The organism is Faecalibacterium sp. I2-3-92 (genome assembly GCF_023347315.1).
GTDB lineage: Bacteria > Bacillota > Clostridia > Oscillospirales > Ruminococcaceae > Faecalibacterium > Faecalibacterium duncaniae.
Genome location: NZ_CP094470.1, coordinates 846,204 through 860,984, shown reverse-complemented (window position 1 = coordinate 860,984; position 14,781 = coordinate 846,204). Strand labels below are relative to the sequence as shown.

The 14,781-nt window shown below is 58.7% G+C and carries 13 protein-coding genes and 1 tRNA gene; 11 read left to right on the top strand and 3 right to left on the bottom strand.

Annotated features, from left to right (window positions below; genetic code table 11):
* Positions 1-3: 3 nt before the first annotated feature.
* Both MTP42_RS04055 and MTP42_RS04050 read left to right on the top strand, forming a co-directional pair.
* The gene (locus tag MTP42_RS04055; RefSeq protein ID WP_097772536.1) at positions 4-1,263 is read left to right on the top strand and encodes a 4Fe-4S dicluster domain-containing protein; all 1,260 of its coding nucleotides are present in this window, start codon (positions 4-6) and stop codon (positions 1,261-1,263) included.
* Positions 1,264-1,538: 275 nt separating this feature from the next.
* A complete protein-coding gene (locus MTP42_RS04050) occupies positions 1,539-3,572 on the top strand; it encodes an ABC transporter substrate-binding protein (RefSeq protein WP_097772537.1) in 2,034 nt (677 codons plus the stop codon).
* Positions 3,573-3,665: 93 nt separating this feature from the next.
* Here MTP42_RS04050 and MTP42_RS04045 read toward each other — a convergent pair whose 3' ends face one another.
* Positions 3,666-3,968 (bottom strand): Dabb family protein, encoded by a 303-nt coding sequence (locus MTP42_RS04045; RefSeq protein WP_097772538.1) that lies wholly within the window; start codon positions 3,966-3,968, stop codon positions 3,666-3,668.
* 69 nt (positions 3,969-4,037) lie between these two features.
* Positions 4,038-4,334: a hypothetical protein gene (locus MTP42_RS04040; protein WP_097772539.1), complete on the bottom strand. Its 297-nt coding sequence runs from the start codon at positions 4,332-4,334 to the stop codon at positions 4,038-4,040.
* A gap of 1,171 nt (positions 4,335-5,505) precedes the next feature.
* Between MTP42_RS04040 and MTP42_RS04035 the strand changes: the two genes are divergently transcribed.
* From MTP42_RS04035 to pepT, 8 genes are all read left to right on the top strand, one after another.
* The gene (locus MTP42_RS04035; RefSeq protein ID WP_156059482.1) at positions 5,506-6,189 is read left to right on the top strand and encodes a F0F1 ATP synthase subunit A; all 684 of its coding nucleotides are present in this window, start codon (positions 5,506-5,508) and stop codon (positions 6,187-6,189) included.
* 37 nt (positions 6,190-6,226) lie between these two features.
* Positions 6,227-6,451: an ATP synthase F0 subunit C gene (gene atpE, locus MTP42_RS04030; protein WP_005933085.1), complete on the top strand. Its 225-nt coding sequence runs from the start codon at positions 6,227-6,229 to the stop codon at positions 6,449-6,451.
* A gap of 17 nt (positions 6,452-6,468) precedes the next feature.
* Positions 6,469-6,960 carry a F0F1 ATP synthase subunit B gene (gene atpF / locus MTP42_RS04025; RefSeq protein WP_005933084.1) on the top strand — a complete coding sequence of 164 codons (492 nt, stop codon included), beginning with the start codon at positions 6,469-6,471 and terminating at the stop codon, positions 6,958-6,960.
* Complete coding sequence (atpA, locus tag MTP42_RS04020; RefSeq protein WP_249258023.1) at positions 6,950-8,704, top strand: F0F1 ATP synthase subunit alpha; 1,755 nt, start codon at positions 6,950-6,952, stop codon at positions 8,702-8,704. Before atpF ends, atpA begins: the two co-directional genes overlap by 11 nt.
* A complete protein-coding gene (gene atpG, locus MTP42_RS04015) occupies positions 8,691-9,569 on the top strand; it encodes an ATP synthase F1 subunit gamma (protein ID WP_156068916.1) in 879 nt (292 codons plus the stop codon). Before atpA ends, atpG begins: the two co-directional genes overlap by 14 nt.
* Positions 9,570-9,707: 138 nt before the next feature.
* A complete protein-coding gene (atpD, locus tag MTP42_RS04010) occupies positions 9,708-11,120 on the top strand; it encodes a F0F1 ATP synthase subunit beta (RefSeq protein WP_005933079.1) in 1,413 nt (470 codons plus the stop codon).
* Positions 11,120-11,527, top strand: coding sequence for an ATP synthase F1 subunit epsilon (gene atpC / locus MTP42_RS04005; RefSeq protein ID WP_097770960.1), 408 nt, complete (start codon positions 11,120-11,122; stop codon positions 11,525-11,527). The genes atpD and atpC overlap by 1 nt, the downstream gene beginning before the upstream one ends.
* Before the next feature lie 159 nt (positions 11,528-11,686).
* The gene (gene pepT, locus MTP42_RS04000) at positions 11,687-12,904 is read left to right on the top strand and encodes a peptidase T (protein ID WP_117505358.1); all 1,218 of its coding nucleotides are present in this window, start codon (positions 11,687-11,689) and stop codon (positions 12,902-12,904) included.
* 79 nt (positions 12,905-12,983) lie between these two features.
* Here pepT and MTP42_RS03995 read toward each other — a convergent pair whose 3' ends face one another.
* On the bottom strand, positions 12,984-14,357 hold the full coding sequence (locus tag MTP42_RS03995; RefSeq protein WP_227611653.1) for a TrkH family potassium uptake protein: 1,374 nt from the start codon (positions 14,355-14,357) through the stop codon (positions 12,984-12,986).
* A 162-nt stretch (positions 14,358-14,519) separates the two neighbouring features.
* On the opposite strand from MTP42_RS03995, the gene MTP42_RS03990 reads away from it, so the two are divergent.
* Positions 14,520-14,593 (top strand) — tRNA-Arg (locus tag MTP42_RS03990).
* The last annotated feature ends 188 nt before the right edge of the window (positions 14,594-14,781 follow it).

The window sequence follows — 14,781 nt, the reverse complement described above, 5'->3', positions numbered from 1 at the left end:
CCTATGAGTATCTTTACGCGCTACGCCATGGATGCGCTGATGAAGACCACCCACCCCGAGGTGAACCGCAAGCAGTGCTGGAACCTGCACCCCCACCGCACCCCCTGCACAGCCTGTAAGGACATCTGCCCCTATGGCGATGAGATCTTCACCCGCCCCAACCTTGTCAAGGACTGGGATCCCTGCACCGACTGCGGCCTGTGCGTCTCGGCCTGCCGGTCGGGCTGCATTGCCCCCTCGCCGGAGCAGGTGCAGCGGGATATCTCCCCTGCCGACAGCGATGGCGACACCATCTGGATCGGCTGCGAGAAATCCACCCGCAAGAACACCGTGGTGCGCACCTGCGTCTCGGCCTATTCGTGGGAAGCGCTGGCCTACCTTGCCCTGAACAAGAGGATCGTCCTCGACCTGACCCCCTGCGGCGAGTGCGAGAACGATGTCTGTGCCGAGCATCTGCGTGCCGTTCTGACCCGGCTGGTGGAGTTCTTCGGCCAGCCCCTGTTCGAGGCCCGGTTCACGCTGGCATACGAGCTGGACGATGCCCCCTTCCACGTCAAGGAGTATTCCCGCCGTGAGATGATGGAACAGGTGACCTCCGGCTCCAAAAAGGGTACCAAGCAGCTGCTGCGGATGCTGCCCGGCCTGCGCAGCGAGGACGAGAGCTGCCAGGATTTCCGGCTGCTGCTCCACCAGTACACCAAGCAGCTCAAGGCAGTGTCCGAAACGCCCCTGCGCTATGGCTACCACCTGCCCAACTTCACCCAGAAGTGCTTTGCCTGCGGCCGGTGTGAGAAGAGCTGCCGCAGCGGTGCCATCAAGTTTGAGGACCTGCCCGACGGCCAGACCCGCGCGGTGATCACGCCGTGGAAGTGCAGCGAGTGCGGGGTCTGCGTTGCCGCCTGCTCCAACGGCGGTCTGGACGGCCTGAAGCTGCGCCAGCTCACCAGCCTTGGCCCCGTCAGTGTCTATAAGTGCACCAAGACCCTCTGCAAAGAATGCGGCAAGCCCATTGCGCCCAACTGCGCAGACGGCATCTGCTCGGTCTGCCGCATCAAGCTGCGCACCAAAAAGCGTCAGGAGGAGGCTGTGGCCCGCGCCAAGGAGCGTCAGGCCGAGCGCGAGGCCAAAAAGGCCGCGGAGGCGGCCGCAAAGGAGCTGGCAGAAGAAATTAAAAATGCCTCACCCTCTCAGCCGCCTATCGGCGGCAGCTCCCCCGAAGGGGGAGCCCCTGGCGTTCCGGTCACTTCCACTGTAAATGAATAAAACTTGCTTTCCCAGTTTGCCAAAGGCTCTCCCTTTGGGAGAGCTGGCATTGCCGAGCAATGACTGAGAGGGCGAGCATGTTTCCCATTGACGCAACCCCAAAATAATGCTATAATTCTTCTTAACCACCCAGCTGTGGTCGGAAGGACAAGTTACAAAGGCGTAACGGATGTGTTTCCGTTACGCTTTTTTGCTTCCCGCTGCCGGGAAACAGCGGGCCTGTCGGCTTTGGGCGGCAACCAGACTTCAACACGAAGAAAAGAGGGAATTTCATTATGAAACAGTCTATTTCTCGTCGTCAGTTCCTCAAGGCAAGCGGCCTGGCAGCCGCAGGTGCCTGCGCCGCCGGTCTGCTGTCCAGCTGCGGCGGCAAGAGCGGCGGCAGCTCCTCCGGCTCTGCTTCCGGTGCGGATACCAGCAAGTACACCGTGCTTTATTCCAGCCAGCCTGCGACCCTGAACTATCTGACCACCGCCACCGACCTGGAAATGGTCGTGGGTGCAAACTGTGTGGACACCCTGGTCGAGTACGACAACAAGGGCGTGATGCGCGAGGGCCTGGCCACCAAGTGGGAGTGGGATGCCGACACCCTGACCTGGACCTTCACCCTGCGCGAGGAGAACTGGGTGGACAACAACGGCGAAGTCGTTGCCCCCGTGACCGCACAGGACTTTGTGGATGCCCTGCAGTATGTGCTGACCCCGGATTACGCCTCCTCCAACGTGGGCCTGGTCACCGCCTACATCGCCGGTGCGGATGATTACTACAACTATCACGTCTACCTGACCAATGCCGAGAACGGCACTGTGGACGATGACGGCACCACCTATGTCACCGATGGCAGCGGCAACGTGACCGTGACTGCAGCAGACGGCACCGCTTCCACCTACGCCCCCGTGGACTTTGATTCCGTGGGCGTGACCGCTGTGGATGACCACACCCTGACCTACACCCTGACTTACGATTTCCCCGGCTTCCTGAGCCTGCTGTGCTACCTGCCCTATGAGCCCGCCTACGGCCCCCTGCTGAGCGAGATGGGCGACCAGTATGCCACCAGCGCCGAGACCCTGTACAGCTGCGGTGCGTTCTACCTGTCTGATTACGAGTCTCTGGAAACCTGGATCATGAAGAAGAACCCCGAGAACTACGATGCGGACAATGTCTTTATCGACACCATCAGCCGCATTTACAACGCCGAGGCTGCCGTGAACGGCCCCGAGATGATCAAGCGCGGCGAGATCGACGAAGCCACCATCGGCTCCGATATTCTGGACAGCTGGCTGGCCGACGATACCACCAAGGACATGGTCTCCATGGATCGTCCCAACACCAACTACACCTACTTCTACATGTTCAACTTCATGCCTTTTGCACACGAGTTCTCCAACTGGAGCGTTGAGGGTGTGGATGCAGAATACGAGCCCGAGAACTGGGCCAAGGCCATCAACAACACCAACTTTCGCAAGGCCTTCCTGTACGGCATCAACAACGCTGTTACGCTGGCTGTCAGCGCACCTCTGGCCTACGACAGCTACAAGCTGAACACCATCACTCCCCCGAACTTCTGCGCCACCACCGATGGCGTGGACTACACCAAGTGCGGCGGCCTGGCCGACCTGACCGAGTTCTTTGACGAGGCCAAGGCCAAGGAGTACCGTGATGCCGCCATTGAGGAGCTGACCGCACAGGGGGTCACCTTCCCCATCAAGGTGCAGCTGCCCTACAACCCCTCCTCCACCGACTGGGACAAGCAGTGCCAGGTGCTCAAGCAGCAGCTGGAGGGTGTGCTGAACGACGGCACCGACTTCATCGACATCATCATCACCGCCGGCCCCTCCGACAGCTTCCTGTCTGCTGTGCGCCGCAACGGCAAGTTCGAGTTCCTGCTCTGCAACTGGGGCGCTGACTACTCCGACCCCGAGACCGAGACTGACCCGTTCTATCAGGCTAAGGATTCCCGTGGAATGCGCTATGCTTACCTGCGCACCGGCGTGGAAGACGGCTTCATCACCGGCGAGACCGCAGATGCTGTCATGGCCTACATGAACGCCATCGAGGCCGCAAAGCAGATCACCGATGACATCGATGCCCGCTACAAGGCCTTTGCCGATGCCGAGGCTCTGCTCATCACCAACGCACTGGTCATTCCGCGCGGCATGAGCGTGCCCGCCTATCTGGCGACCCGCCTGAACTACTGGGAGGGCCAGTACGCTTCCATCGGCTTCTCCAACAAGCGCCTGAAGGGTATCCACGTCCTCGACCACTACATCTCCATGGACGAGTACGAGGCAAACCGTGACGCTCGCTAAGCGTTCCATCTGCTCATAACACAAAATACACCCCCTCTGCATGGCAGTTTCTGAAGCTGCGCCGCAGAGGGGGTGTTCTTTTTGCATGTTCCGTTACACTTCAAAATCCAGGCAGACACGGGTCTTGGTGTAGGGGCGCACCTTGCCATCGGCCACAGCCACATGGGCGGGGTGGGTGGAGTAGCCCTTGAGGGCAGCGGCATCGGTAAAGGTGGTGTCCAGCATCAGGTCTGCGTTGGAAGAGGGCAGGCCGTTGATGTTCACATGCACCTCCACAAGGCCCGGGATCTGCCCTGCCAGGCCCTCCAGCCCGGATTTGATGTTCGCCTTGATCTCTGCCTTTTCGGCGGCAGAAAGCTCGTCCTTGAGCTGCCAGAGAATGATATGCTTGACCATAAAAATACCTCCTGCGTTTTCTCCATTGTAGCAGAGAAATGCAGGAGGTGCAATGCTTTTTGAAACGGTTCAGTCGTCTTCCCGGCCTTTTTTCCAAGCGTGGTACATCAGCAGGAACACGGTGTCCGCAGCAATGCCGATAGAGAGCAGGCGGCTGCCGCCAATGGAAGTGTGGGGCAAAAACGGCGAAGCCGCAAACACAACGGCATTAAAGAAATAGAACACACCGAACTTTTTCTCCCACATAGCCCGCTCTTCGTCATCGCTGAACTTCATCTGGTGCTTTTTGGAAAAACTGCGAAAGCCCATTACCAGCATGGCAGCGGCAGCAAACAGGTTCAGCAAAAGGGATGTGTCAAATTTCATGCGGGGGTACCTCCGTAAAAACTCCATAAACAAAAACCAGCCGGATCGAGGCGTTTGCAAGCCCTTGTCCGGCTGGATACTTACTTCTTCGGAGTCATAAGCCTCTTCTCCTTGGGTTCTCTCATTTTCGGAGTATGCGTTTCATAGGGTGACTCTCCTTAGAAACTACCTGAAACTGAAGAGTTCTGTGCAAGGGGATGAACTACTCTAGTACATTGGACTGACCCTTCTCTTAACTGTTGGACTGCGGTACCGAGATTCTGAAAATGAATTTCATATTACCACATTCTTTCGAGTTAGATTTGCCAGGGATTCCATTGCTTAGTACATTGGAGTTACTCCTTTTTGGTCATTCAAACAGGTGCATCCGTGTAACTGTCCTCATCATGGGAGATCACCTCGGGCGGATCTATTTGAATTGCCAGGGGATTTATTCTGACAGACTGTACTGTTTTCGCATTTTTGATGCTCAAGACCGGCTCTTTGATTTGTTTTGTTATACGGGGGAAACATCCCGTTTGTGGAGAGCCTCTGTTTTGCTTCTCAGCGAATCCCGACAGTCTGTCCGAACTGTGCGGGTTCCATATCAACCATCGGTCTCGCTCCTTTCTACTTAAAGTCAGCGGGGTTAGCTCTCATTTGAGCTTCTGCTGTACTTCTCTGGTTTCTGGCTTTATTATACAGGAAGATGCACAGTTTGTCTATTCGCAGAGTGCACAACAAATCAGACATACTTTTGCATCAAAAGTCCAAATTTCTGGGATACATGAATTTCGTCTTTCCGGTGCACTACTCCACCTCCCCGGGCAAGGGCTCTGCCCCGCAGATCGTGCAGGGCCATCGCAGACACTGCTCCGGCATATTAAATAGGTATCATCACAGAGCACGCAGCTATATAAATCTGATATGCCCGCTATAAAATTTGTGAATAATAATGTTGATTTCACCTCATCCAAAGGCCAGAAAATGGTACAGATGGCTAAGAATCAGCAAAGAGATTGTGCAAATCGCATAGTTTTCCCCCTGTACTTTTTGCAATCTGCACAACTGTTTTCATCCAAAGCAGAAATGGAATATAACAAAAAGTAGAATGTTAGGTGGAGGGCTGTAAAACCGGCAGAAATCGTGCTATGATACCATCACAAATTAAGAAAGGAGAGAGTGCTAATCAATGAATGCGTTGACTGCTGCTTTGAAAGAAGAGCTGAATGTTGACATGGTCACGGTGTTCGGGCTTTCCATTCCGGAGTCCGTGGTCGTGAGCTGGGGCATCATGGCGTTTCTTGTCATCGTCTCCATCCTGCTGACGCGGAATCTGCGGGTGGATCACATCACCAAGCGGCAGGCCATCCTGGAAACGGTCGTTACTACGATCAATGATTTCTTTGTGGGCCTGCTGGGCGAAAGTGGAAAGCGCTATGTCCCCTATCTGATGAGCGTGGCGCTGTACATCGGCTGCTCCAACCTGATTGGTGTGTTCGGCATCAAGCCCCCCACAAAGGACCTGAACGTCACAGCGGCTCTTGCTCTGATGAGCATCTGCCTGATCGAGTATGCCGGCATCCATGCACGCGGCGGCGTTGGCTTCCTCAAGAGCCTGGCTGCCCCCACCCCCATCATGGCCCCCATGAATGTGCTGGAGGTGGCCATCCGGCCCACCAGCCTGTGCATGCGACTGTTCGGCAACGTGCTGGGCGCTTTTGTCATTATGGAGCTGATCAAGCTGGTGGTGCCTGTGTTCGTGCCTGCCATCTTCAGCCTGTATTTTGACCTGTTCGATGGTCTGATCCAGACCTACGTCTTTGTGTTCCTTACCTCTTTGTTTATGAAGGAGACCATGGGAGACGAAGAGTAAACCCTTTCCATCATCAAATCAAAAGGAGATTAAAATTATGAACGGACTTATCGCTCTGGGCGCTGGCATTGCAGCGCTGACTGGTATTGGCGGCGGCATTGGCATCGGCATTGCAACCGGCAAGGCAACCGAGGCTATTTCCCGCCAGCCCGAGGCTTCCGGCAAGATCCAGACCAACCTGCTGCTGGGTGCTGCTCTGGCCGAAGGTACTGCAATTTTCGGTTTCGTCGTTGCACTGCTGATCATCCTGTTCCTGGGTTGATAACGGAGGCATGACGAATGCTGACACTGAATCTGAATCTTCTGTATACAGTCGTCAACGTTCTGATTCTGTTTTTGCTGCTGCGGAAATTCCTGTACAAGCCTGTTATGGGGATCATCGCACAGCGTCAGAAACAGGTGGATGACGCACTGAACGCCGCCGAGACCTCCAAAAAGGAGGCCGCTGCGGCCATGAACGCTGCGCAGGACAAGCTGCGCAATGTGGACACCGAGGCTGCTGCCCGCCGCGAGACTTACGAACAGCAGGCCGAAACTGCAAAGCAGCAGCTGCTGGCCGAGGCCCAGAAACAGGCCGATGCCATTGTAGCCGAGGGCAAGGCCGCTGCTGAGGCAGAGCGCCAGCACAAGCTGCGCGAAGCCGACGCACAGACCACCGCACTGGCCCGCGCCATGTGCGAGAAGCTGCTGAGCCGGAACCTGACCGAGCAGGACGATTCCCGTTTGCTGGACGATCTGCTGGAGAAAGCAGGTGCTGAGCATGGCAACTGAGTTCAGCCGCGAATTCTTCTCTGAGAACCGCATCGTCAAGGCCGACCTGCGCGCCGCACATCAGCTCCGTGAAGAGGACCTCGCCCGCATCAAGGCCGAGGTCAAGAAGCTCTATGATGCCACTGAGGTCATCCTGAATGTCTCGGTAGACGAGAGCCTGCTCTCCGGCTATGTGCTGCAGGTGGGCGACCGGGTATTCGACAACTCCGGCCGCCACCAGCTGGACCAGATGATGGCTGGCAAGCCCTCTCTGGCCACCCTCAAGACCCGCATCGAGGATTACAAGCCTGCCCAGACCTCTGCCGAGGGCGGCGTGGTCATCTCCTCTGCCGATGGCATCGTGCAGGTGGAGGGCATGGACAAGGCCGTTTACGGCGAGATCGTCACCTTTGAGAACGGTGCCAAGGGCATGGTCGAAAGCGTGGACCCGGGCAAGCTGGGCATTATGCTGTTCGACGGTGCCGAGACCGTGGGCGTGGGCACTCTGGTGACCCGCAGCGGCAAGCGCGCCGGCATCCCTGTGGGTGATGGTTTCCTGGGCCGTGTCATCGACCCGCTGGGCGAGCCCATTGACGGCAAGGGCCCGGTGAACGCCGAAGGCTACAACCCCATCGAGAAGCAGGCCCCCGGCATTCTGGAGCGCCAGAGCGTGGATACCCCGCTTCACACCGGCATCCTGGCCATCGACTCCATGTTCCCCATCGGCCGCGGCCAGCGTGAGCTGATCATCGGCGACCGCCAGACCGGCAAGACCTCCATTGCCACCGATGCCATCCTGAACCAGAAGGACACCGGCGTGCTCTGCATCTATGTTGCCATCGGCCAGAAGGCTTCCTCCATCGCCCGCGTGGCCGAGGACCTCAAGAAGCACGGTGCCATGAGCTACACCACCATCGTGGCCGCCACGGCCTCCGATTCCGCTCCCCTGCAGTACATCGCACCCTATGCGGGCACTGCACTGGCCGAGTATTTCATGTCCAAGGGCAAGAGCGTCCTGATCGTCTACGACGACCTTTCCAAGCATGCGGTGGCCTACCGTGCCATCTCCCTGCTGCTCCGCCGCTCTCCCGGCCGTGAGGCTTACCCCGGCGACGTGTTCTATCTGCATTCCCGTCTGCTGGAGCGCTCCTGCCGGATGCGCGACGATCTGGGCGGCGGTTCCATCACTGCCCTGCCCATCGTCGAGACCCAGGCGGGCGATGTCTCTGCTTACATCCCCACCAATGTCATCTCCATCACCGATGGTCAGATCTTCCTGGAAAGCGCCCTGTTCAACGCAGGCAACCGCCCCGCCGTCAACGTCGGTCTGTCGGTCTCCCGTGTGGGCGGCGCTGCCCAGACCAAGGCCATGAAAAAGGCCAATTCCAACCTGCGTATCGAGCTGGCCCAGTACAAGGATATGGAGTCCTTTGCCCAGTTCAGCTCTGATCTGGACGCTGAGACCCGCCGCCAGCTGGAACACGGCAAAGCCCTGACCGAGATGCTCAAGCAGCCGCTGTACCAGCCCAAGTCCGATGCCGAGCAGGTGGTCGTGCTGACCCTGGCTTCCCACGGGATGCTGGACGACCTGCCGCTGGCTGACCAGCGCGCAAAGACCAATGCCTTTGTGCGCCAGTTCCACGCCGATGTTTCCGGCACCATGGACGCGATCACGTCTACGGGCAAGATCACCCCGGAACAGGTGGACACCATCCTGACCGCGTGGAAGGCATTCGCGGGAGGGGAGAGCAATGGCATCCAGTAAGCTGCTCAAGGAGCGGATCGAGAGCATTCAGGATACCATGAAGATCACGAATGCCATGTACCTGATCTCCTCCTCCAAGCTCCGCAAGGCCCGGCAGAACTACCAGAACGTTCTGCCCTACTTCACCCGGATGCGGGATACCATCTCCCGCGTGGTGCCCCACCTGCCCGATGAGCCGGTGCACCCCTTCTTCCACGAGCGGAATCTGGAGAACCCCAAGCGGGCCTACATCGTGCTGACCGCCGACAAGGGCATGGCCGGTGCCTACAACCAGAACCTGCTCAAGTTCCTGCGGGAGCACGCCGACCAGAATGACCGGTTCTATGTCATCGGTCAGGTAGGCTACCGTGCCCTGTTCCGCAAGGATCCCCGTCTGGTGGAGGATTTCCATTACGGTGCCACGGCTCCCACCCTGCAGCGCGCCCGTGATATCACGGTGGATGCCATCGATGATTTCAAGTCCGGCAAACTGGACGAGATCTACATCGTTTACACCAAGATCCAGAACGCGCTGACCAGCGAGCCGGTCATGGAACGCCTGCTGCCGCTGGACCGTGCCCACCTCACGCCTGCTCCCAAGGGTCTGGGTGACCCCCGCGGCGAGGTGGAGATGTTCCCGGATGCCTGGACGGTGTTCGAGCAGACGGCCCCCATCTATATGCACGGCATGATCTTTGGTGCCATGACCGAGAGCTTCTGCGCCGAGCAGAGCGCCCGCATGACCGCCATGGATTCCGCCACCAAGAGCGCCAAGGATATGATCCACGATCTGGAGCTGGAGTACAACCGCTCCCGTCAGGGTTCCATCACCCAAGAGATCACCGAGATCATCGGCGGCGCGGCGGCGGTACAGAATAACGAGTAAACCTCTCCGTCAATGCTTCGCATTGCCACCTCTCCCGGTAGGAGAGGCAAGAAAGCTGCCGCGTAGACTTGGCTCCCCTATTAGGGGAGCTGGCACGAAGTGCCTGAGAGGTTCAATACATGAGTAAGAGGCAATTGTATGATACAGGGAACTATTATTCGAGTAGCGGGCCCCGTGGTGGATGTCAAATTCACCGGGGGCAAGCTGCCTGCCCTGCAGGAAGCGCTGACTGTGACCGCAGAGGGCACTGAGCGCACCATGGAGGTGGCGCAACACGTCGATGAAACGACGGTGCGCTGCATCATGCTTTCTGCCAGCGAGGGGCTGGGCAAGGGGATGGAAGTTACCGCCACCGGCCACGGCCTGAATGCCCCTGTGGGCGAGGGCACTCTGGGCCGCATGTTCGACCCGCTGGGCCGCCCCATCGACGGCAAGGGCCCGGTGGACGATCTGCCCCACTGGCCCATCCACCGCAAGGCCCCCAGCTTTGCGGAGCAGAAACCTGCAACTGAAATTCTGGAGACCGGCATCAAGGTCATCGACCTGCTGGCTCCCTACGCCAAGGGCGGCAAGATCGGCCTGTTCGGCGGTGCCGGTGTCGGCAAGACCGTGCTGATCCAGGAGCTGATCCACAACGTGGCCACCGAGCACGGCGGCTACTCCATCTTCACCGGTGTCGGCGAGCGCTCCCGTGAGGGCTGTGACCTCTGGGGCGAGATGAACGCTTCCGGCGTTCTGAACAAGACCGCGCTGGTCTTTGGTCAGATGAACGAGCCTCCCGGAGCCCGTATGCGGGTCGCCGAGACCGGCCTGACCATGGCAGAGTACTTCCGTGAGGAGACCCACAAGGACGTGCTGCTGTTCATCGATAACATCTTCCGTTTCGTGCAGGCAGGCAGTGAGGTCTCCGCCCTGATGGGCCGGATGCCCTCCGCCGTGGGCTATCAGCCTACCCTGGCCAATGAGCTGGGCGCCCTGCAGGAGCGCATCACCTCCACCCGCGACGGCTCCATCACCTCGGTGCAGGCCGTCTACGTCCCCGCCGACGACCTGACCGACCCGGCTCCTGCAACCACCTTCGCCCATCTGGACGCAACCACCGTTCTGAGCCGTAAGATCGTGGAGCAGGGCATCTACCCCGCTGTCGATCCGCTGGCTTCCACCTCTCGCATTCTGGAAGCCGATATCGTGGGCGAGGAGCACTACCGTGTGGCCCGCAAAGTGCAGGCCACCCTGCAGCGCTATCAGGAGCTGCAGGACATCATCGCCATCCTGGGCATGGACGAGCTGAGCGAAGAGGACAAGCTCACCGTCACCCGTGCCCGCAAGCTGCAGAAGTTCCTCAGCCAGCCCTTTGCAGTGGCCGAGAACTTCACCGGCCTGAAGGGTGTGTACGTCCCGCTGGCAGAGACCGTCAAGGGCTTTGCCGCCATTGTGGACGGCCAGTGCGATGACCTGCCCGAGTGGGCATTCTTCAACGTGGGCACCCTTGCGGATGCCCGCAAGAAGTACGCAGACAAACAGGCGGAGGAAAAGGGCGGTGCCAACTGATGGAAAAGTTCATCCTGAACATCACGGCTTCCAGCGGTGAATTCTATCAGGGCTACTGCGAGAGCCTGACCCTGCCCACCGGCGACGGCGTGTACGGCGTGCAGGCCGGGCACAACCCCGTGCTGGTGGCCCTGCACATGGGCATTGCAAAGTTCACCGTGGACGGTGAGACCCGCGAGGTGCTGGTGGGCGACGGCATTGCAGAAGTGACCCCCACCTTTGTCCTGCTGCTGGTGGACAGCGCTGAGCGGCCCGAGGATATCGACCGCAACCGCGCCGAGGCTGCCCGCATCCGGGCCGAGGAGCGCCTGCAGCACAAGCAGAGCATGCACGAGTACTACCAGAGCAAGATCGCACTGGACCGCGCCATGCAGCGCCTGCAGACGGCCGCCAAATACAAGCGTTAAACGCTCCCCTCAAACAGAACACCGTCAGCCTGACACAACGGGCTGACGGTGTTTTTGTTGTTTTACTGCGCTTCGATCTGTGCTCCCCTGCTGCACCCTCTTGTAAATTGCCGCGGAAAAGCGTATCATAGAATCAAATACAAGCAAAGGAGCATTCTTATGCGTGCATACGAGCGACTGTTGAATTATGTCCGCGTTTACACTACCTCCGACCCCGAGAGCGGCACCCACCCCTCGGCAGAGCGGGAGTTTGACCTGGCCCGCCAGCTGGTGGAAGAGATGAAGGCTCTGGGCATCGAGGATGCCCGGGTAGACGAGCACTGCTATGTCTACGGCAGCATACCCGCCACCCCCGGCTGTGAGGACAAGCCTGCCCTGGGCCTGATCGCCCACATGGACACCGCCCCCGATGCTTCCGGCGAGGGTGTTTCCCCCATCCTGCACGAGAATTATGACGGCCGTGATGTCACCCTGCCCGCCACCGGCATGGTGATGAAGGTCTCCACCTTCCCCTTCCTGGCCAACCTCAAGGGTGAGACTCTGATCACCACCGACGGCACCACCCTGCTGGGCGCAGACGACAAGGCCGGTGTGGCAGAGATCCTGACCGCCGCCGAGATCCTCCTTGCCGAGGGCCGCCCCCATGGCAAGCTCTGCATCGCCTTCACCCCCGACGAGGAGATCGGCGAGGGCGCTTCCCTCTTCGATATCCCGGGCTTTGGCGCGGATTTCGCCTACACCGTTGATGGCGGTGACGTAGGCGGCATCGAATATGAGAACTTCAACGCAGCTGCCGCCACCGTGACCATCCACGGCTTCTCGGTGCATCCCGGCTCCGCCAAGGATGCCATGATCAACGCCTCCAATGTGGCCATGGAGTTCCACACGGCCCTGCCCATCATGGCCCGTCCCGAGACCACCGAGGGCCGTCAGGGCTTCTACCACCTCTGCCAGATGTACGGCGACGTGACCAACGCCAAGCTGGGCTACATCCTGCGCGACCACGATGCCGACAAGCTGCAGTACAAGAAGGATAACCTCCTCCACATTGCCGATTACCTCAACGGCAAGTACGGCCCCGGCACCGTGGAGGTGGAGATCAAGGACAGCTACCGCAACATGCTGGAAAAGATCAAGCCCCACTTCCATCTGGTGGAGAACGCCCGCAAGGCCATCGAAAAGGCCGGTCTGACCCCCGAGGAAGTGCCTGTGCGCGGCGGCACCGATGGTGCCACCCTGAGCTGGAAGGGCCTGCCCTGCCCCAACCTGGGCACCGGCGGCTTCAACTTCCACGGCGTGTGCGAGTGCACCACCGTAGAGCGCATGGACAAGGCAACCGAAATCCTGCTGAATATCGTGGAGATCTACAGCAAATGATTCCGCTCCCGAAACGTTTCCACGCTGACTGCACATAAGAAATGGACGGCTCCCGAAAACGAGAGCCGTCCATTTTTTCTTATCCTACGTTGATCTGTCCAACGGGCAGGATCTTGCGCTTGTTGTCATCGGGTTTGCTGGTCAGGCTGATGGCAAAGGATACCGGGCCCACACGGCCCATGAACATCACCAACATATACAGCAGCTTGGCCCCGGTGTTCAGCTGGCTGGTCACGCCCACCGAGAGGCCCACGGTACCAAAGGCGGAGCAGGATTCAAAGATCGCGTCAATGACCGTTACGGCATCCGAGGTGTTGTAATAGACCACCACGGCAGAGCCCAGCGCTGCCACCATGCCCAGCATGATGATGGTCAGAGCGCGGTAAACGGTCTTGGATTCAATGTGGTGGCCGCCGATGACACAGTCATCCCGGCCCTGTGCCACGCTGCGCATGGTCAGGATCAGAACGGCAAAGGTGGTCACCTTCACACCGCCGCCGGTGGAACCGGGAGCCGCACCGATGAACTGCAGAACGCTCATCAGCAGCTTGGTGATGGGCCCACAGGCGGCCAGGTCGATGGTGTTCATACCGGCAGTACGGGTTGACACCGACTGGAACAGGGCAGCCATCACCTTGCCCGGCACGGACAACCCGCCCATGCTCTTGGGGTTGTTCCACTCCATCAGACCGATGAGGACAGCACCGCCCACCCACAGGATGCAGGAGAAGAGCAACACCATCCTGGCATGGAGAGACAGATGACGCTTCTTGCGCCACTCTCCGATCTCCACCCAGACCATAAAGCCCAGACCGCCTGCCATGATCAGGAACATGATCACAGCCTGTACATAATAATTACTGACATAGGGAGCCAGCGAGGAATACTGCCCGAACCGGCCAAACAGATCGAAGCCCGCATTGCAGAACGCCGAGATGGCCGTGAATGCACTAATCCAGATGCCCTCCGCACCAAACTGCGGCACAAAGGCGATCATCAGAAGCACCATACCAATGATCTCAAAGGTCATCGCCAGCTTGACCACGATCTTCAGCACATCGGTGGCCTGCGAGTATCCGCTGGCCGAAACGCTTTCTCCCAGCAGTCGCAGGTCCTTAAAGCCCATCCGGCGTTTGGCAGCCAGCGCAAAAAAGCTGGTCAGGGTCACCAGGCCCAGACCGCCCACCTGGATCAGCAGCAAAACCACCGCCTGCCCAAAGGGCGTGAACTGCGTCCAGGTATCCCGCACGACCAGACCTGTCACACAGGTGGCACTGGTGGCAGTGAACATGGCATCCACCACGCCCAGCCGACCGCTGCGGCTGGAAATGGGCAGTGTCAGCAGCAGCGTTCCCAGCGCGATCAGCAGCACAAAGCTGATGCAGATGACCTGCGTTGCACTGCTGCCCAGCAGCCAGCCGCGCCGACGCGGTGCTCTCTTTTTCCGTTTCATCCCCATAAGTTGGCTCCTTTTTGTGCCGGGCCGCCTGTGCTGCACCTGCACTTCATTCTGCACCCATGCCGCGCATGAGTACCTCTCCTATAGGATACACCTTTTTTCTTTCCGATTCAACTTGATTTTGTGGGGAAGTTGCGGTATTATAATATGGTATTCGTCTTCATAGCTCAGCTGGATAGAGCGTTCGCCTCCTAAGCGAAAGGCCGGCGGTTCGAATCCGCCTGAGGACACTATTTCAAAAAAATGCGAAGGTCATTTTTCCATGTGAAAGATGGCCTTCGCATTTTTCATTTTGAACCTATCACCAAAATTAGCCAGCTAATGCCATTAGCAGAATTTTCAGTTCCAGCTAATAAAATCAGGCTTCCAGCTAATAAAGCCCCATAAAGCACCTTTTGAGCTCTGTTTTCCCGCTCTC